Source organism: Pseudomonas sp. 20-5 (assembly GCF_056782835.1).
Genome location: NZ_CM165584.1, coordinates 6,316,784 through 6,335,883, shown reverse-complemented (window position 1 = coordinate 6,335,883; position 19,100 = coordinate 6,316,784). Strand labels below are relative to the sequence as shown.

The window sequence follows — 19,100 nt, the reverse complement described above, 5'->3', positions numbered from 1 at the left end:
CGAAATAAGCGCCTATTGTAGCCGGACGGGCCGGACTTATCCACATGCCGATGCGCTGAGGCCCCAAGCAAATCAAGACCTTAATAAAAGCAGGCAGGCCGACGGACGGTCGTCCTGGACTTTGTGGATAACCCTTGCTTTGAAGGGGGTACATCCCTGCGCACAGCCGTGTGGAAAAAACCGCTGTGGATAACCATCTCGTTCATCCCCAGGCTTCGCTCAGGAAGGAAACAGCCTCGACACCGGTTCTCGACAACCTTTTGCCTGCCGGAGAAACACGCAATTGCTGGGCTTCATCGAGTTATGCACAGAAAAGCGCCGTCCCAAGAGCATTAACCGTTTCTATCCTTTAAAAGAAAAATGACTTCCTTGTATCTATCTATTACGTCATCGCTGGTTGGAAATTGACCTGCCCGTTCGATTTCACTAGAATCGCCGGTCTCTTTAAACGGGGTCACTGCGACCTCAAGTCGTCAACCCAGGTACCGAATCATGAAACGTACTTTCCAACCCAGCACCCTCAAGCGCGCTCGCGTCCACGGTTTCCGCGCCCGTATGGCCACCAAGAACGGCCGTCAGGTTCTGTCGCGTCGTCGCGCCAAAGGCCGTAAGCGTCTGACCGTCTGATTTATCCGGTACGGGTGGTGAGTCGGGACTTCGACCGGGACAAGCGTCTACTGACAGCCCGGCAATTCAGCGCAGTCTTCGACTCTCCGACCGGCAAGGTCCCCGGCAAGCACGTCCTGCTGCTGGCGCGCGAGAACGGTCTCGATCACCCCCGCCTGGGCCTGGTGATCGGCAAGAAGAACGTCAAGCTCGCCGTCCAGCGCAATCGCCTCAAACGCCTGATCCGCGAATCGTTCCGCCATAACCAGGAAACCCTGGCTGGCTGGGATATCGTGGTGATCGCGCGCAAAGGCCTGGGCGAACTGGAAAATCCGGAGCTGCACCAGCAGTTCGGCAAGCTCTGGAAACGCCTGTTGCGCAATCGACCTCGCACGGAAAGCCCTGCTGACGCCCCTGGCGTGGCCGACGGTACTCATGCATAGGTCGATGCCCGCGCATCCCGATCCCTGTAGTGTCATCCCCCCTTCGATGACCCGGCACCGTCGTTCCCAGCCAAGTTGTACTTCCCTAGCGTACGAGGCTATCGCGCAGCATGGCCCGCGACGCAATGGTCGCCCGAGTGCGGTTTCCTCCACTCGGCTCCATCACTGGCAATCCCGTAGCCGCGATCTGCTACTGTCAGTTTCCTTCAAGCACCGCCCTTTCTCGATGGCCGAGTAACCATGGACATTCAACGCTCGATTCTCATCGTCGCCCTTGCAGTCGTGTCCTACCTGCTGGTTCTCCAGTGGAACAAGGATTACGGTCAGCCTGAGCTGCCCGCCGCCAGCGCTTCGATGAACACCACGCAAGGCCTGCCGGACACTCCGTCCGCCTCGGGCACCAGCAGTGACGTTCCCACTGCCCAGAGCAGCGCGGCCGGCAGCGAAGCCGCCGACAAGCCGGTTGCGGTCAGCGACAAGCTGATCCAGGTGAAGACCGACGTCCTCGACCTGGCCATCGATCCCCGTGGCGGCGATATCGTCCAGCTCGGCCTGTTGCAGTATCCGCGCCGCCTGGACCGTCCGGACGTGCCGTTCCCGCTCTTCGACAACGGTCGCGAACGTACCTACCTGGCGCAGAGCGGTCTCACCGGTGCCGACGGCCCGGACGCCAGCAGCGCCGGCCGCCCACTGTTCCGCAGTGCGCAGAGCAGCTACCAGTTGGCCGACGGCCAGAACGAACTGGTCGTGGACCTGAGCTTCAGCCACGACGGTGTCAACTACATCAAGCGCTTCACCTTCCACCGTGGCCTGAAAGCCGATTGCTCGGACAAGGAAAAGGCCCAGAAGAAGATCGAGTGCATCAATGAAAACGCCTATCAGGTCGGCGTCAGCTACCTGATCGACAACCAGAGCGGCAAGACCTGGAGCGGCAACCTGTTCGCCCAGCTCAAGCGCGACGGCAGCGCCGACCCGTCCTCGACCACCGCCACCGGGGTGTCCACCTACCTCGGCGCCGCGGTCTGGACCCCGGATTCGCCGTACAAGAAGATTTCCACCAAGGACATGGACAAGGAACAGTTCAAGGAGTCCGTGCAGGGTGGCTGGGTCGCCTGGCTGCAACACTACTTCGTGACCGCCTGGGTTCCGACCAAGGGCGAGCAGCACCAGGTCATGACCCGCAAGGACGGCCAGGGCAACTACATCGTCGGTTTCACCGGCCCGACCCTGAGCGTTCCGGCGGGTAGCAAGGTGGAAACCGACCTGACCCTGTATGCCGGCCCGAAACTCCAGAAGCACCTGAAGGAACTCTCCCCGGGCCTGGAACTGACCGTCGACTACGGTTTCCTCTGGTTCATCGCCCAGCCGATCTTCTGGCTGCTGCAACATATCCACAGCCTGATCGGCAACTGGGGCTGGTCGATCATCGCCCTGACCGTCCTGATCAAGCTGGCCTTCTTCCCGTTGTCCGCCGCCAGCTACCGTTCGATGGCGCGCATGCGCGCGGTGTCGCCGAAGATGCAGGCGATCAAGGAACAGCACGGCGACGATCGGCAGAAGATGTCCCAGGCGATGATGGAGCTGTACAAGAAGGAGAAGATCAATCCGCTGGGCGGCTGCCTGCCGATCCTGGTCCAGATGCCGGTCTTCCTCTCCCTCTACTGGGTACTCCTGGAAAGCGTGGAAATGCGCCAGGCGCCGTGGCTCGGCTGGATCACCGACCTGTCGGTGAAGGATCCGTTCTTCATCCTGCCGATCGTCATGGGCGGCACCATGCTGATCCAGCAGATGCTCAACCCGACCCCGCCGGACCCGATGCAGGCCAAGGTGATGAAACTGATGCCGATCATCTTCACCTTCTTCTTCCTCTGGTTCCCAGCCGGTCTGGTGCTGTACTGGGTAGTCAACAACTGCCTGTCGATCGCACAGCAGTGGTACATTACCCGCAAGATCGAGGCAGCCGCGAAGACCGCCTGACGTCTATCGCGAAAACTGTCCACAACAAGACGCCCCCTCGAGGGGCGTCTTGCTATCCGGAGATATCCACATGCAAGCCGCCACCGAAACCATCGTCGCGATCGCTACCGCCCAGGGCCGCGGCGGCGTGGGAATCGTCCGCGTCTCCGGACCTCTCGCCGGACAGATGGCCGTGGCCGTGAGCGGACGCCAGCTGAAAGCCCGGCATGCGCATTACGGACCGTTCCTCGATGCCGGTGGGCAGGTGATCGACGAAGGCCTGTCACTGTATTTCCCCGGCCCGAACTCGTTCACCGGCGAAGACGTACTCGAACTGCAGGGGCACGGCGGCCCCGTGGTACTCGACCTGCTGGTGCAGCGTTGTCTGGAACTGGGCGCCCGCCAGGCGCGACCGGGCGAGTTCAGCGAGCGCGCGTTCCTCAACGACAAGCTCGACCTGGCCCAGGCCGAAGCCATCGCCGATCTGATCGAGGCCAGCTCGGAGCAGGCCGCGCGCAATGCATTACGTTCCCTGCAAGGCGAATTCTCACGCCGGGTACATGCATTGACCGAGCAACTGATTTCCCTGCGCATCTATGTCGAAGCCGCCATCGACTTCCCCGAGGAAGAAATCGACTTCCTCGCCGATGGCCATGTACTGGGGCTTCTGGAAAAAGTACGCACAGAATTATCCACAGTGCAGCGCGAAGCTTCCCAAGGCGCCCTGCTGCGCGACGGCATGACCGTGGTCATCGCCGGACGACCGAATGCCGGCAAGTCCAGCCTGCTGAATGCCCTGGCCGGTCGCGAGGCGGCCATCGTCACGGACATAGCCGGCACCACCCGCGATGTACTGCGCGAACATATCCACATCGATGGCATGCCCCTGCATGTGGTGGACACCGCAGGCCTGCGGGATACCGAGGACCATGTGGAAAAGATCGGCGTGGAACGTGCGCTGAAAGCCATCGGCGAAGCCGATCGCGTGCTGCTGGTGGTGGACGCCACCGCCCCGGAAGCAGCGGACCCGTTTTCCCTATGGCCGGAGTTTCTCGACCAGCGACCGGAACCGGGCAAGGTCACCCTGATCCGCAACAAGGCGGATTTGTCCACAGAGTCCATTGGCCTCGAGGAAAGCGCGGACGGCCACGTCACGATCACCCTCTCGGCGCGCACCGGCGCCGGCCTGGAGCTGCTGCGCGAACACCTGAAGGCCTGCATGGGCTTCGAACAGACCGCGGAAAGCGGTTTCAGCGCCCGCCGGCGCCACTTGGAAGCGCTACGCCTGGCAGGGCAGGCGCTGGAGCATGGCCACAGCCAACTTATCCACAATGGCGCCGGCGAACTGCTGGCCGAGGATCTGCGCCAGGCCCAGCAGCACCTGGGCGAAATCACCGGCGCATTCACCCCCGACGACCTGCTGGGTCGCATCTTCTCGAGTTTCTGCATCGGCAAGTAATGGGGCTCGGCCCACGCCGAGTTGTGGATAACCAGGGCAAGGTTCGCTCCGGTTCTGCGTACTTTCCTTTCACTGTGCCCTTGCCGCCGGCACTCAACCACGCAGGCATGGATTGCCGGCGCGCCGCTTCGTCCCCGAGAAAACCATCTGCGCCGATGTCGGTCTGCATGGGATGGATATCCACCTGGGAGAGGTTTATGCACAGGCACCGCGCTCCGATCCGGCGTCCGCGAAGGCGCTGCGCTGTGGTCAATCTCTATCTGCTCGCCCCTCTCGAACGGCGTATCTATCCCGTTGTCTCGCCTGGCGCTATCGCCACGCGCCGGGACGTTCCGTGCACGCAAGTCAACCCGGTAAGCGGTTTATCCACAAGCCTGGAAGAGATTCTGCGAAAAGAGCTGTTGCAGACCCTGGACTCCGTCGATACCGGCCAGGCGGGGCCCTCGCCTTCGGCTCCCAAGGCGTCCCACGGCGAGCACTCGGACACTACAGCATGGAGATCGTAGCCAACCTGGCGGTGTGGCTCGGCGGCGAATGCCAGGCCGGACAGATGATCAGTTACGACCGCACTAGCGGGCTCAGTGCTCGGCTACCGCTGCGCAAACCCGCTAACGAGGGCTCCGAGCGGGATTTCCAGGTCTCCGCCAAGCGCCGCTTCGAGCGCCTGTCGTCATCTATCGATACGCTGGAAAGCGGCAACGACTGAGCCTTTCCCACGCCTTTCCATCTCCTTCTTCCTACCTGGCTGCGGTCCTGCCGCGGCCCGGATACGCTCGCCTGAAACCTGTGGAAAACCCCAGGGACAGGAGGGTAGATAAACCCGCCGAAGCTCTGTGCATAACTCCACATGTTGATAACGAGCCATTCCATCCACAGCTAAAAAACGCTTATCAACAGGGCCCAGATAGGGTTTGGGACAGCCTTATCATTCGCTACAGGCTATGTCTTTACTGGGCTCGAAGTACTTATCAACAGAAAAGCCGCTGCTAAGTAATAAACACAAGTTCTAAAAAGATATAAACATTCCTTTCCTTTTATTTTTTGTAAGCCCGCCGAGCCGTTTTGCTCCCTCGATCTGGATTGGCTATTTTTTGTCCAGGAGTCTTCATTCAGGTTCGCTAAATCCTTATACTGTCCGGCTTTCCTGAATTCCTGCTTCTGAACAGGCCGAGGTGCGTGGTGGATTTCCCTACCCGTTTTGACGTAATCGTGATCGGCGGTGGCCATGCAGGCACCGAAGCCGCACTCGCGGCTGCGCGCATGGGTGTGAAAACCCTGCTGTTGACCCACAATGTGGAAACCCTGGGGCAGATGAGCTGCAACCCCGCCATCGGCGGCATCGGCAAGAGCCATCTGGTCAAGGAAATCGACGCCCTTGGCGGCGCCATGGCCGAAGCCACCGACAAGGGCGGTATCCAGTTCCGCATCCTTAACAGCCGCAAGGGGCCGGCAGTGCGCGCCACTCGTGCACAAGCCGATCGCGTGCTCTATAAGGCCGCTATCCGCCATACACTGGAAAACCAGCCGAACCTGTGGATATTCCAGCAGGCCTGCGACGACCTGATCGTCGAGCAGGATCAGGTCCGCGGCGTAGTGACCCAGATGGGACTGCGCTTCCATGCCGACAACGTGGTCCTGACTACCGGCACCTTCCTCGGCGGACTTATCCACATCGGCCTGGAGAACTACTCCGGCGGACGCGCCGGCGACCCGCCGTCCATCGCACTGGCGCGTCGTCTGCGTGAATTGCCGCTGCGGGTCGGCCGGCTGAAGACCGGTACGCCGCCGCGGATCGACGGGCGCAGTGTGGACTTCTCGGTGATGACCGAGCAGCCGGGCGACACGCCGATCCCGGTGATGTCCTTCCTCGGTTCGAAGGAACAGCATCCCGAGCAGGTCAGTTGCTGGATCACCCATACCAACGCCCGGACCCACGAGATCATCGCCGCCAATCTCGATCGTTCGCCGATGTATTCCGGTGTGATCGAAGGCATCGGCCCGCGCTACTGCCCTTCGATCGAAGACAAGATCCATCGCTTCGCCGACAAGGAAAGCCACCAGGTCTTCCTCGAGCCGGAAGGCCTGACGACCCACGAGCTGTATCCCAACGGCATTTCCACGTCCCTGCCGTTCGACGTGCAACTGCAGATCGTGCGTTCCATCCGTGGCATGGAAAACGCCCACATCGTGCGGCCGGGCTATGCGATCGAGTACGACTTCTTCGATCCTCGCGATCTCAGGTACAGCCTGGAGACCAAGGTCATCGGCGGCCTGTTCTTCGCCGGCCAGATCAACGGCACCACCGGCTACGAGGAAGCTGGCGCCCAGGGCCTGCTGGCCGGCGCCAATGCTGCGTTGCGTTCGCAAGGCAAGGACAGCTGGTGCCCGCGCCGCGACGAGGCCTACATCGGCGTGCTGGTGGACGACCTGATCACGCTCGGCACCCAGGAGCCGTACCGCATGTTCACCTCGCGGGCGGAATACCGCCTGATCCTCCGCGAGGACAACGCCGACCTGCGTCTCACCGAGAAGGGACGCGAGCTGGGCCTTGTCGACGATCGGCGCTGGGCTGCCTTCGAAGCCAAGCGCGAAGGTATCGAACGCGAGGAACAGCGGCTGAAGAGCACCTGGGTGCGGCCGAATACCCCGCAGGGCGACGCCATCGCCGAGCGCTTCGGTACGCCGCTGACCCATGAATACAACCTGCTCAACCTGCTGAGCCGCCCCGAGATCGATTACGCCGGCCTGGTGGAGATCACCGGCGACGCTGTGGATAACCCCCAGGTGGCCGAGCAGGTGGAGATTCGCACCAAGTACGCCGGCTACATCGACCGCCAGCAGGAGGAAATCGCCCGGCTGCGCGCCAGCGAAGATACCCGCCTGCCTGTGGATATCGATTACCTGGGGATTTCCGGCCTGTCGAAGGAAATCCAGAACAAGCTGAACCAGGCCCGTCCGGAAACCCTCGGACAGGCTTCGCGAATCCCCGGCGTCACGCCGGCTGCGATTTCGCTGTTGTTGATCCACCTGAAGAAGCGTGCCTCTGGCCGCCAACTGGAGCAGAGCGCTTGATGTCTGCGGTAACCCAACACCACGCCGACGAACTCGCGCGCGGTGCTGACGAGCTAGGCGTCGCCCTCGACGCCGACAAGCAACGCCAGCTGCTGGCCTACTTGGCCCTGCTGATCAAATGGAACAAGGCCTACAACCTGACCGCCGTACGCGACCCGGACGAGATGGTTTCGCGCCACCTGCTCGACAGCCTGAGCATCGTGCCTTACGCCGAGGCTGGGGATAACTGGCTGGATGTCGGCAGCGGCGGCGGCATGCCCGGCGTGCCGCTGGCCATCCTGTTCCCGGAAAAGCGCCTGACCCTGCTCGACAGCAACGGCAAGAAAACCCGCTTCCTGACCCAGGTGAAGCTCGAGCTGAAGCTGGCCAACCTCGAAGTCGTGCACAGCCGGGTGGAAGCCTTCCGTCCCGAGAGCCCCTTCGATGGCATCGTTTCCCGCGCTTTCAGCAGCCTGGAGGACTTCGCCAACTGGACCCGCCACCTCGGTGGCCAGGAAACCCGCTGGCTGGCGATGAAGGGCGTGCATCCGAACGAAGAGCTGGCGGCACTCCCGGAGGATTTCCGGGTCGAAGCCGAGCACGCGCTGGCGGTACCCGGTTGCCAAGGTCAGCGGCATCTGCTGATACTGCGGCGCACAGCATGAGGGGGAACAGGGATAACCATGGCTAAGGTATTCGCGATCGCCAACCAGAAAGGCGGTGTCGGCAAGACCACGACCTGTATCAACCTCGCGGCCTCCCTCGTGGCGACCAAGCGCCGCGTCCTCCTGCTGGACCTGGATCCCCAGGGCAACGCCACCACCGGCAGCGGCATCGACAAGCACAACCTGGAGCACTCCATCTACGACGTGCTCACCGGCGAGTGCAACCTCGCCGAGGCCATGCAGTTCTCCGAACACGGCGGCTACCAGTTGTTGCCGGCCAACCGCGACCTGACCGCCGCGGAAGTGGTGCTGCTGGAAATGGACATGAAGGAAAATCGCCTGCGCAACGCGCTGGCGCCGATCCGCGAGAACTACGACTACATCCTCATCGACTGCCCGCCGTCGCTGTCGATGCTCACCGTCAACGCGCTGACCGCCGCCGACGGCGTGATCATCCCCATGCAGTGCGAGTACTACGCGCTGGAGGGGCTGACCGACCTGATGAACAGCATCCAGCGCATCGGCCAGTTGCTCAACCCGACGCTGAAGATCGAGGGCCTGTTGCGGACCATGTACGATCCGCGCATCAGCCTGACCAACGATGTCTCCGCGCAGTTGCAGGAGCATTTCGGCGACACCCTCTACAGCACCGTCATCCCGCGTAACGTGCGCCTCGCCGAAGCCCCCAGCTTCGGCATGCCGGCGCTGGTTTACGACAAGCAATCCCGCGGCGCCATCGCCTACCTGGCGCTGGCCGGCGAGCTGGTCCGCCGCCAGCGCGCCAAAGGCCGCGCCGCAACCGCATAAGGAACCCGCATGGCAGCCAAGAAACGTGGACTGGGACGCGGGCTCGATGCCCTGCTGGGCGGCTCGAGTCCCGCCAAACTGCAGGAAGAAGCCGTACAGGCCGACCGCCGCGAGCTGCAGCAGATCCCCCTCGACCTGATGCAGCGCGGCAAGTACCAGCCGCGTCGCGACATGGACCCTCAGGCGCTGGAGGAACTGGCGCAGTCGATCAAGGCCCAGGGCGTGATGCAGCCCATCGTGGTGCGGCCGATCGCCAATGGCCGCTACGAGATCATCGCCGGCGAGCGGCGCTGGCGGGCCAGCCAGCAGGCCGGACTGGAAAAGATCCCGGCGCTGGTGCGCGACGTGCCGGACGAAGCGGCCATCGCCATGGCGCTGATCGAGAACATCCAGCGCGAGGACCTCAACCCGATCGAGGAAGCCGCTGCCCTGCAGCGCTTGCAGCAGGAGTTCCAGCTGACCCAGCAGCAGGTCGCGGAAGCGGTCGGCAAGTCGCGCGCGACCATTACCAACCTGCTGCGCCTGATCGGCCTGCCGGAAGAGATCAAGACCCTGCTTTCCCATGGCGACCTGGAGATGGGCCACGCCCGTGCGCTCCTCGGTCTGCCGGCAGAACGGCAGGTGGAAGGGGCGCGACATGTTGTCGCACATGGGCTGACCGTACGTCAGACCGAAGCCCTGGTTCGGCAGTGGACGCATGCCCCGGGCAAGCCTGCGGGACCGGTCAAGAGCGACCCGGACATCGCCCGCCTGGAACAGCGCCTGGCCGAGCGCCTGGGCGCTTCGGTGCAGATCCGGCATGGTCAGAAGGGCAAGGGACAGTTGGTCATCCGCTACAGCTCCCTGGATGAACTGCAGGGCGTTCTCGCCCACATCCGTTGACACACTTTGGGTTGTAGCGGGTAGTCGGAAATCACTACCAGCCAGTTGAACAGGGGGGACTCCCCCCCTATACTCTGCGCGCTATTTTGTGGGCACTTTTTATGCCAAGTCGTTGATTTGGCAGTGCCGACACCAGAAGACTGAGAGCGCGATGGAGTCCCGCATGCCAAGTCGCCTGCCGGCATTCAGATTGCTGCTCGTCCAACTGGTAGTAGTGCTTGTTGCTGCGATCTCCCTGTGGATTTCTTGGGGACCGGTAGCCGGATATTCCGGACTGCTGGGAGGGATGATCGCCTGGTTGCCGAATTGTTATTTCGCCTACAAGGCGTTCCGTTTCAGCGGAGCGCGGGCTGCCCGGGAAATCGTTCGCTCTTTCTATGCGGGCGAAGCCGGGAAACTGATTCTGACGGCGGTGCTCTTCGCACTGACGTTCGCAGGCGTGAAGCCACTGATGGCGCCGGCTCTGTTCGGTGTCTATCTGCTGACCCTGATGGTCAGCTGGTGCGCACCCCTGCTGATGGGAAAAACATTTACAAGACCTTAGAGCGATTGAGGCAAACATGGCAGCAGAAACCGCTTCGGGTTACATCCAGCACCACTTGCAGAACCTGACCTTCGGGCGTCTGCCTAATGGTGATTGGGGGTTCGCCCACACCGCCGAGCAAGCCAAGGAAATGGGCTTCTGGGCATTCCACGTAGACACCCTGGGCTGGTCGGTACTGCTCGGCGTGGTGTTCCTGTTCATCTTCCGCCTGGCGGCCAAGAAGGCCACCAGCGGCCAGCCGGGTGGACTGCAGAACTTCGTCGAGGTGATGGTCGAGTTCGTCGACACCAGCGTCAAGGACACCTTCCACGGGCGTAACCCGTTGATCGCGCCCCTGGCCCTGACCGTGTTCGTCTGGATCTTCCTGCTCAACCTGATCGACCTGGTACCGGTGGACTACCTGCCGATGCTGGCCGCGAAGATCACCGGCGACGAGCACCTGTTCTTCCGCGCGGTGGCCACCACCGACCCGAACGCCACCCTCGGCCTGTCGATCTCGGTGTTCGCCCTGATCGTCTTTTACAGCATCAAGGTCAAGGGCATCGGCGGCTTCCTCGGTGAACTGACCCTGCACCCCTTCAGCAGCAAGAACATCGTCGTTCAGATCCTGCTGATTCCGGTGAACTTCCTGCTCGAGTTCGTGACCCTGATCGCCAAGCCGGTTTCGCTGGCGCTGCGTCTGTTCGGCAACATGTATGCCGGCGAACTGATCTTCATTCTGATCGCCGTCATGTTCGGTAGCGGAATGTTCCTGCTGAGTGCCCTGGGCGTAGCCCTGAACTGGGCGTGGGCTGTGTTCCACATCCTGATCATCACCCTGCAGGCCTTCATCTTCATGATGCTGACCATCGTCTACCTGTCGATGGCGCACGAAGACAACCATTAATCGATTCGCTTCAACCTTTAACCAACACGACAAAAAGTCGGGAGGAAAAATGGAAACTGTAGTTGGACTGACTGCTATCGCCGTTGCTCTGCTGATTGGCCTGGGTGCCCTGGGTACCGCCATCGGTTTCGGTCTGCTGGGTGGCAAGTTCCTGGAAGGCGCAGCTCGTCAGCCTGAAATGGTTCCGATGCTGCAGGTGAAAATGTTCATCGTCGCCGGCCTGCTGGACGCCGTGACCATGATCGGTGTGGGTATCGCCCTGTTCTTCACCTTCGCGAATCCCTTCGTTGGTCAAATCGCCGGCTAATCACTCGAATCATTCGATTTGAGTGTTTGACGGACAACGAACGAGCGAGGTGTTGGCGTGAACATTAATGCAACCCTGATTGGCCAGTCCGTTGCGTTCTTCATCTTTGTGCTGTTCTGCATGAAGTTCGTGTGGCCTCCGGTCATCGCGGCTCTGCAAGAGCGTCAGAAGAAGATCGCTGACGGCCTGGACGCTGCCAACCGCGCGGCTCGTGATCTGGAGCTGGCTCATGAGAAAGCGGGCCAGCAACTGCGCGAAGCCAAGGCTCAGGCAGCCGAAATCGTCGAACAGGCGAAGAAACGCGCTAACCAGATCGTCGATGAAGCCCGCGACCAGGCCCGTACCGAAGGCGAACGCCTGAAGGCCCAGGCCCAAGCGGAAATCGAACAGGAACTGAACAGCGTCAAGGACGCCCTGCGTGCCCAAGTGGGTGCCCTGGCCGTCACCGGCGCAGAGAAGATCCTGGGTGCTTCGATCGACGCAAACGCGCACGAGCAGCTGGTTTCCAAACTGGCAGCCGAGATCTAAGCGAGGGCGCTATGGCAGAACTGACCACGTTGGCTCGTCCCTACGCAAAGGCGGCTTTCGAGTACGCCCAGGCTCATCAGCAACTGGCCGATTGGTCGGCTGCGCTGGGTGTGCTGGCCGCAGTGTCGCAGGACGACACCGTGCGCCAGCTGCTCAAAGAGCCTCAGCTGACCTCTTCGGCCAAGGCCCAGAGCCTGATCGATGTGTGCGGCGACAAGCTGAATGCACCAGCCCAGAACTTCGTCCGGACTGTGGCTGAGAACAAGCGGCTCGAACTGCTGCCGACCATCGCTGAGATGTACGAGCAGTTGAAGGCCGAGCAGGAAAAGTCGGTCGAGGTAGAAGTCACCAGTGCCTTCACCTTGAGCAAAGAACAGCAGGACAAACTCGCCAAGGCTCTCAGCGCCCGGCTCAGTCGCGAAGTGCGGCTACATGCGTCGGAAGACGCGAGCCTGATCGGCGGCGTGATCATTCGCGCCGGTGACTTGGTAATCGATGGCTCGGTGCGCGGCAAGCTCGCGAAACTGGCCGAAGCGTTGAAATCTTGAGTTTGAAGGGGCAGCGGCATGCAGCAACTCAATCCTTCCGAAATTAGTGAAATCATCAAGGGGCGCATCGAGAAACTCGACGTCGCCTCCCAAGCACGAAACGAAGGCACCATCGTCAGCGTGTCCGACGGTATCGTGCGCATCTACGGTCTGGCCGACGTCATGTACGGCGAGATGATCGAGTTCCCGGGCGGCGTCTACGGTATGGCGCTGAACCTGGAGCAGGATTCCGTGGGTGCCGTGGTCCTGGGTGAATACCAGGGCCTCGCCGAAGGCATGAACGCCAAGTGCACCGGGCGCATCCTGGAGGTTCCGGTCGGTCCGGAACTGCTGGGTCGCGTAGTCGACGCACTGGGCAATCCGATCGACGGCAAGGGTCCGATCGACGCCAAGGCCACCGACGCGGTCGAGAAGGTCGCTCCGGGCGTGATCTGGCGTAAGTCGGTAGACCAGCCGGTACAGACCGGCTACAAGTCGGTCGACGCCATGATCCCGGTAGGCCGTGGCCAGCGCGAGCTGATCATCGGCGACCGCCAGATCGGCAAGACCGCCCTCGCGGTCGACGCCATCATCAACCAGAAAGACAGCGGTATTAAGTGCGTCTACGTGGCCATCGGCCAGAAGCAGTCCACTATCGCCAACGTCGTACGCAAGCTGGAAGAGAACGGTGCCCTGGCCAACACCATCGTGGTCGCCGCCAGCGCTTCCGAGTCCGCCGCCCTGCAATACCTGGCGCCGTACTCCGGTTGCACCATGGGCGAATACTTCCGCGATCGCGGTGAAGACGCCCTGATCGTCTACGACGACCTGTCCAAGCAGGCCGTGGCTTATCGCCAGATCTCCCTGCTGCTGCGCCGTCCGCCGGGCCGCGAAGCCTACCCGGGCGACGTGTTCTATCTCCACAGCCGTCTGCTGGAGCGCGCTTCCCGCGTTTCCGAAGAGTATGTCGAGAAGTTCACCAACGGTGCCGTGACCGGCAAGACCGGCTCGCTGACCGCGCTGCCGATCATCGAGACCCAGGCCGGCGACGTTTCCGCGTTCGTTCCGACCAACGTGATCTCGATCACCGACGGCCAGATCTTCCTGGAATCCGCCATGTTCAACTCGGGTATCCGTCCGGCCGTCAACGCCGGTATCTCGGTATCCCGCGTAGGTGGCGCGGCCCAGACCAAGATCATCAAGAAGCTGTCCGGCGGCATCCGTACCGCTCTGGCCCAGTACCGTGAACTGGCGGCCTTCGCCCAGTTCGCCTCGGACCTGGACGAAGCGACCCGCAAGCAGCTGGAGCATGGTCAGCGCGTTACCGAGCTGATGAAGCAGAAGCAGTACGCGCCGATGTCGATCGCCGAGATGTCGCTGTCCCTGTATGCCGCCGAGCGTGGCTTCCTGCAGGACGTCGAAATCGCCAAGGTCGGTAGCTTCGAGCAGGCGTTGATCTCCTACTTCCAGCGCGAGCATGCCGCTCTGCTGGCGAAGATCAACGAGAAAGGTGACTTCAACGACGAAATCGACGCGGGCATCAAGGCCGGCATCGAGAAGTTCAAGGCCACCCAAACCTGGTAAGCCGCAGCGGGAGCCGCGAGGCTCCCGCCTGCTAACCCGATAGGTGTCAAATGGCAGGCGCAAAAGAGATTCGCAGCAAGATTGCGAGCATCAAAAGCACGCAAAAGATCACCAATGCCATGGAAAAAGTGGCGGTGAGCAAGATGCGCAAGGCACAAATGCGCATGGCGGCCGGCCGTCCCTACGCGGAGCGTATTCGCCAGGTGATCGGCCATCTGGCCAACGCCAACCCGGAATACCGTCACCCGTTCATGGTCGAGCGTGAAGTCAAGCGCGTCGGCTACATCGTGGTGAGCAGTGACCGTGGTCTGTGCGGCGGTCTGAACATCAACCTGTTCAAGTCCCTCGTCAAGGACATGAGCGGCTACCGCGAGCAAGGGGCGGAAATCGACCTTTGCGTGATCGGTAGCAAGGGCGCTTCGTTCTTCCGCAGTTTCGGCGGCAACGTCGTGGCAGCTATCAGCCACCTCGGCGAAGAGCCTTCGATCAACGACCTGATCGGCAGTGTCAAGGTGATGCTCGACGCATACCTCGAAGGCCGTATCGATCGCCTGTTCGTGGTCTCCAACAAGTTCGTCAACACCATGACCCAGAAGCCGACCGTGGAACAGCTGATTCCGCTGGTGGCCGATGACGATCAGGAGCTGAAGCACCACTGGGACTATCTCTACGAACCCGACGCCAAGTCGCTCCTCGACGGGCTGCTGGTGCGTTACGTGGAATCCCAGGTGTACCAGGCCGTGGTTGAGAACAACGCCTGTGAGCAGGCGGCCCGGATGATTGCAATGAAGAACGCTACCGACAACGCCGGCGAGCTGATCAGCGATTTGCAGCTGATCTACAACAAGGCGCGTCAGGCGGCGATCACCCAGGAAATCTCGGAAATCGTCGGCGGCGCTGCCGCGGTGTAAGAACAGGTTCAAAATTCAGAGGAACCAGACATGAGTAGCGGACGTATCGTTCAAATCATCGGCGCCGTGATCGACGTGGAATTCCCGCGCGATGCCGTGCCGAGCATCTATGAAGCCCTGAAGGTTCAGGGCGTTGAAACCACCCTGGAAGTCCAGCAGCAGCTGGGCGACGGCGTGGTTCGTTCCATTGCGATGGGTTCCACCGAAGGCCTCAAGCGTGGCCTGAACGTGGACAGCACTGGTGCTGCCATCTCCGTGCCGGTCGGTAAAGCGACCCTGGGCCGGATCATGGACGTACTGGGCAACCCGATCGACGAAGCCGGTCCCATCGGCGAAGAAGAGCGCTGGGGCATCCACCGCGAAGCTCCGTCCTATGCCGACCAGGCTGGCGGCAACGAGCTGCTGGAAACCGGCATCAAGGTGATCGACCTGGTCTGCCCGTTCGCCAAGGGCGGCAAGGTAGGCCTGTTCGGCGGCGCCGGCGTGGGCAAGACCGTCAACATGATGGAACTGATCCGTAACATCGCCATCGAGCACAGCGGTTATTCCGTGTTCGCGGGTGTGGGCGAGCGTACTCGTGAGGGTAACGACTTCTACCACGAGATGAAGGACTCCAACGTACTGGACAAGGTAGCCCTGGTATACGGCCAGATGAACGAGCCGCCGGGCAACCGTCTGCGCGTCGCACTGACCGGCCTGACCATGGCCGAGAAGTTCCGTGACGAAGGCCGTGACGTTCTGTTGTTCATCGACAACATCTACCGTTACACCCTCGCCGGTACCGAAGTATCCGCACTGCTGGGCCGTATGCCGTCCGCGGTGGGCTATCAGCCGACCCTGGCCGAAGAGATGGGCGTTCTGCAGGAGCGCATCACCTCCACCAAGAAAGGCTCGATCACCTCGATCCAGGCCGTATACGTTCCCGCGGACGACCTCACCGACCCGTCCCCGGCGACCACCTTCGCCCACCTGGACGCGACCGTCGTACTGTCCCGTGACATCGCCTCGCTGGGTATCTACCCCGCGGTCGACCCGCTGGACTCCACCTCTCGCCAGCTCGATCCGCTGGTGATCGGCCAGGATCACTACGACACCGCTCGCGGCGTCCAGTATGTTCTGCAGCGCTACAAGGAGCTGAAGGACATCATCGCGATCCTGGGCATGGACGAACTGTCCGAAGCCGACAAGCTGCTGGTGGCGCGCGCTCGTAAGATCCAGCGCTTCCTGTCCCAGCCGTTCTTCGTAGCGGAAGTCTTCACCGGTTCGCCGGGCAAGTACGTTTCCCTGAAGGACACCATCGCTGGCTTCAAGGGCATTCTCAACGGCGACTACGATCACCTGCCGGAGCAGGCGTTCTACATGGTCGGCGGTATCGAAGAAGCGGTCGAGAAAGCCAAAAAACTGTAATCCTGTGCGCCCGGCGACGGGCGCTCATGTGAGGCAAGCGTATGGCCATAACAGTCCATTGCGACATCGTCAGCGCCGAGGCGGAGATCTTCTCCGGCCTGGTCGAGATGGTTATCGCGCACGGCGCTCTGGGTGACCTGGGTATCGCCCCGGGCCACGCGCCGCTGATCACCGACCTGAAACCGGGCCCCATCCGCCTGGTCAAGCAGGGCGGCGAGCAGGAGGTGTACTACATCTCCGGCGGTTTCCTCGAAGTCCAGCCGAACATGGTCAAGGTCCTCGCCGACACCGTGGTTCGTGCCGGCGACCTCGACGAAGCGGCCGCCCAGGAAGCCCTGAAGGCTGCCGAAAAGGCGCTGCAGGGCAAGGGCGCCGAGTTCGACTACAGCGCCGCTGCCGCGCGTCTGGCCGAAGCCGCAGCCCAGCTGCGCACCGTCCAGCAACTGCGCAAGAAGTTCGGCGGCTGATTTCCAGCCGGTACTTCTAGCGGTGTCAGGGAAAAGGGTAGCCTGTGGGCTACCCTTTTTTCGTTTTGCATCTTCACTCACAGGTTTTGCCTGTGACCACCAGGAACGGTAGTCCAGTCCATGTCCCTTGAAATCGTGATTCTCGCCGCCGGCCAGGGCACCCGCATGCGTTCGGCCCTGCCCAAGGTCCTCCATCCCATTGCCGGCAAGCCGATGCTCGGCCACGTCATCGACTGCGCGCGCCAGTTGCAGCCGGAACGGATCCACGTGGTGATCGGCCACGGCGCGGATCTGGTGCGTGAGCGGATGGCCGCCGACGACCTGAATTTCGTGCTCCAGGCCGAACAGCTCGGTACGGGCCATGCGGTGGCCCAGGCCCTACCGTTCCTCAGTGCAGACCAGGTGCTGATCCTCTACGGCGACGTGCCGCTGATCCAGCTGGACACCTTGCAGCGCCTGCTGGCGCAAGTCACCCCGGACCAGTTGTCGTTGCTCACCGTCGACATGCTCGACCCCACCGGCTACGGCCGCATCGTCCGTGACGACCAGGGCGCGGTGCAGGCCATCGTCGAGCACAAGGACGCGACCCCGGCGCAGCGCCAGATCGGCGAGATCAACACCGGCATCCTCGCGGTGCCGGGCAAGCGCCTTGCCGACTGGCTCGGCCGCCTGTCCAACGACAACGCCCAGGGCGAGTACTACCTGACCGACGTGATCGCCATGGCGGTCGGCGACGGCCTGGTGGTGGCCAGCGCCCAACCGCTGGACGCGATGGAAGTGCAGGGCGTCAATGACCGCATGCAACAGGCCCAGCTGGAGCGTCACTACCAGCGCCTGCGCGCAGAGGAGCTGATGCGCCAGGGCGTGACCCTGCTCGATCCGCAGCGCCTGGATGTCCGTGGCGAAATCTCGGTCGGCCGCGACGTGCTGATCGACGTCAATGTGGTGCTGGAAGGCCGCGTGGTGATCGAGGACGACGTGCGCATCGGACCGAACTGCGTGATTCGCGACAGCGTCCTGCGGCGTGGCGCGGTGATCAAGGCCAACAGCCACCTGGAAGGCGCGGAGCTGGGCGAGGGTAGCGATGCCGGTCCGTTCGCCCGCCTGCGTCCGGGCAGCGTGCTCGGCGCTCGGGCCCATGTCGGCAACTTCGTCGAACTGAAGAATGCCCGCCTGGGCGAGGGCAGCAAGGCCGGCCACCTGAGCTACCTGGGCGATGCCGAGTTGGGCGCCAACTGCAACATCGGCGCCGGCACCATCACCTGCAACTACGATGGCGCGAACAAGTTCCGCACCGAGCTGGGCGACGATGTGTTCATCGGCTCGAACAACTCGCTGGTGGCGCCGCTGAAGATCGGCGATGGCGCGACGACCGCGGCCGGCTCCACCATCACCCATGAGGTTCCGGCGAAGAACCTGGCCTTCGGCCGCGCCCGGCAGAAGAACCTGGAAAACTGGAAGCGCCCGGAAAAAATCAAGAAGTAACGGAGCGGCACGGATGCCGAAGCCTGCGAAACGGATCGTGCTGGGGCTGCTCATAGCCTGGGCGGTGCTGCCCGAATGGCCGCGGATACCCGTCGAAGGCGCCAGTGCCCGCGACTGGAATCCGCGAACCTTCTGGTTCGAGCCCTGGGGGCGCTCCGGAGTGCACAAGGGCATCGACATCTTCGCCCGCAGCGGCACCCCCGTACGCTCCGCCAGCTACGGCCTGGTGCTCTATCGCGGGGAGATCGCCCTCGGCGGCAAGGTCGTCCTGGTGCTGGCGCCCAAGTGGCGCCTGCATTACTACGCCCATCTCGATAGCCTCGACGCCTATCCGGGCCAGCCGGTCCTTGCCGGTTCCCGCCTGGGTACGGTCGGCACCACCGGCAACGCGCGCGGCAAGCCGGCCCACCTGCACTACGCGATCATCACCTTGCTGCCCTATCCCTGGCTGGCCGACGACAGCACCCAGGGTTGGAAGAAGATGTTCTACCTCGATCCCGATACGGTGCTGCCGAGCCGATGAAAAGTCATTGACGGGAAGCGCCGGATAAGTTTTGATTCGCACACTTTTCTTTCGAAACGAAA

Annotated in this window: 20 protein-coding genes; all 20 read left to right on the top strand. The window is 62.3% G+C overall.

From position 1 onward, the window contains the following. Positions 1-492 precede the first annotated feature (492 nt). The 20 genes from rpmH (at position 493) to AC1RB9_RS29115 (ending at position 19,038) form a co-directional block, all read left to right on the top strand. Entirely contained in the window at positions 493-627 is a 135-nt protein-coding gene (rpmH, locus tag AC1RB9_RS29210; RefSeq protein WP_003100258.1) for a 50S ribosomal protein L34, read from the top strand. A gap of 14 nt (positions 628-641) precedes the next feature. Further along, positions 642-1,049, top strand: coding sequence for a ribonuclease P protein component (gene rnpA / locus AC1RB9_RS29205; protein WP_003100251.1), 408 nt, complete (start codon positions 642-644; stop codon positions 1,047-1,049). Positions 1,050-1,289: 240 nt separating this feature from the next. Then, positions 1,290-3,026, top strand: coding sequence for a membrane protein insertase YidC (yidC, locus tag AC1RB9_RS29200; RefSeq protein ID WP_003114648.1), 1,737 nt, complete (start codon positions 1,290-1,292; stop codon positions 3,024-3,026). A 70-nt stretch (positions 3,027-3,096) separates the two neighbouring features. Continuing rightward, complete coding sequence (mnmE, locus tag AC1RB9_RS29195) at positions 3,097-4,464, top strand: tRNA uridine-5-carboxymethylaminomethyl(34) synthesis GTPase MnmE (protein WP_003100248.1); 1,368 nt, start codon at positions 3,097-3,099, stop codon at positions 4,462-4,464. A 493-nt stretch (positions 4,465-4,957) separates the two neighbouring features. Beyond that, the gene (locus AC1RB9_RS29190) at positions 4,958-5,170 is read left to right on the top strand and encodes a hypothetical protein (RefSeq protein WP_003458395.1); all 213 of its coding nucleotides are present in this window, start codon (positions 4,958-4,960) and stop codon (positions 5,168-5,170) included. A gap of 473 nt (positions 5,171-5,643) precedes the next feature. After that, positions 5,644-7,536 (top strand): tRNA uridine-5-carboxymethylaminomethyl(34) synthesis enzyme MnmG, encoded by a 1,893-nt coding sequence (gene mnmG, locus AC1RB9_RS29185; RefSeq protein ID WP_003100244.1) that lies wholly within the window; start codon positions 5,644-5,646, stop codon positions 7,534-7,536. Further along, a complete protein-coding gene (rsmG, locus tag AC1RB9_RS29180) occupies positions 7,536-8,180 on the top strand; it encodes a 16S rRNA (guanine(527)-N(7))-methyltransferase RsmG (protein ID WP_003100242.1) in 645 nt (214 codons plus the stop codon). Before mnmG ends, rsmG begins: the two co-directional genes overlap by 1 nt. An 18-nt stretch (positions 8,181-8,198) precedes the next feature. Next, on the top strand, positions 8,199-8,987 hold the full coding sequence (gene soj / locus AC1RB9_RS29175) for a chromosome partitioning protein Soj (protein ID WP_003097243.1): 789 nt from the start codon (positions 8,199-8,201) through the stop codon (positions 8,985-8,987). A gap of 9 nt (positions 8,988-8,996) precedes the next feature. Next, positions 8,997-9,869 carry a ParB/RepB/Spo0J family partition protein gene (locus AC1RB9_RS29170; RefSeq protein ID WP_003100240.1) on the top strand — a complete coding sequence of 291 codons (873 nt, stop codon included), beginning with the start codon at positions 8,997-8,999 and terminating at the stop codon, positions 9,867-9,869. 163 nt (positions 9,870-10,032) lie between these two features. Continuing rightward, complete coding sequence (locus tag AC1RB9_RS29165) at positions 10,033-10,413, top strand: F0F1 ATP synthase subunit I (RefSeq protein WP_003118473.1); 381 nt, start codon at positions 10,033-10,035, stop codon at positions 10,411-10,413. Positions 10,414-10,429: 16 nt separating this feature from the next. After that, positions 10,430-11,299 carry a F0F1 ATP synthase subunit A gene (gene atpB / locus AC1RB9_RS29160; protein ID WP_003100237.1) on the top strand — a complete coding sequence of 290 codons (870 nt, stop codon included), beginning with the start codon at positions 10,430-10,432 and terminating at the stop codon, positions 11,297-11,299. Between the two features lie 49 nt (positions 11,300-11,348). After that, positions 11,349-11,606: a F0F1 ATP synthase subunit C gene (atpE, locus tag AC1RB9_RS29155; RefSeq protein ID WP_003097235.1), complete on the top strand. Its 258-nt coding sequence runs from the start codon at positions 11,349-11,351 to the stop codon at positions 11,604-11,606. Positions 11,607-11,663: 57 nt separating this feature from the next. Next, positions 11,664-12,134: a F0F1 ATP synthase subunit B gene (locus AC1RB9_RS29150; protein ID WP_003100235.1), complete on the top strand. Its 471-nt coding sequence runs from the start codon at positions 11,664-11,666 to the stop codon at positions 12,132-12,134. 11 nt (positions 12,135-12,145) lie between these two features. Beyond that, a complete protein-coding gene (locus AC1RB9_RS29145; protein ID WP_003097135.1) occupies positions 12,146-12,682 on the top strand; it encodes a F0F1 ATP synthase subunit delta in 537 nt (178 codons plus the stop codon). Between the two features lie 18 nt (positions 12,683-12,700). Continuing rightward, positions 12,701-14,245 (top strand): F0F1 ATP synthase subunit alpha, encoded by a 1,545-nt coding sequence (gene atpA / locus AC1RB9_RS29140; RefSeq protein WP_003097134.1) that lies wholly within the window; start codon positions 12,701-12,703, stop codon positions 14,243-14,245. A gap of 50 nt (positions 14,246-14,295) precedes the next feature. Continuing rightward, positions 14,296-15,156, top strand: coding sequence for a F0F1 ATP synthase subunit gamma (gene atpG, locus AC1RB9_RS29135; protein WP_003097132.1), 861 nt, complete (start codon positions 14,296-14,298; stop codon positions 15,154-15,156). Between the two features lie 30 nt (positions 15,157-15,186). After that, positions 15,187-16,563, top strand: coding sequence for a F0F1 ATP synthase subunit beta (gene atpD / locus AC1RB9_RS29130; protein ID WP_003097130.1), 1,377 nt, complete (start codon positions 15,187-15,189; stop codon positions 16,561-16,563). A gap of 41 nt (positions 16,564-16,604) precedes the next feature. Further along, positions 16,605-17,030 (top strand): F0F1 ATP synthase subunit epsilon, encoded by a 426-nt coding sequence (locus AC1RB9_RS29125; protein ID WP_003097128.1) that lies wholly within the window; start codon positions 16,605-16,607, stop codon positions 17,028-17,030. A 120-nt stretch (positions 17,031-17,150) separates the two neighbouring features. Further along, the gene (gene glmU / locus AC1RB9_RS29120; protein WP_003114651.1) at positions 17,151-18,515 is read left to right on the top strand and encodes a bifunctional UDP-N-acetylglucosamine diphosphorylase/glucosamine-1-phosphate N-acetyltransferase GlmU; all 1,365 of its coding nucleotides are present in this window, start codon (positions 17,151-17,153) and stop codon (positions 18,513-18,515) included. 13 nt (positions 18,516-18,528) lie between these two features. Beyond that, a complete protein-coding gene (locus AC1RB9_RS29115) occupies positions 18,529-19,038 on the top strand; it encodes a M23 family metallopeptidase (RefSeq protein ID WP_003114652.1) in 510 nt (169 codons plus the stop codon). The last annotated feature ends 62 nt before the right edge of the window (positions 19,039-19,100 follow it).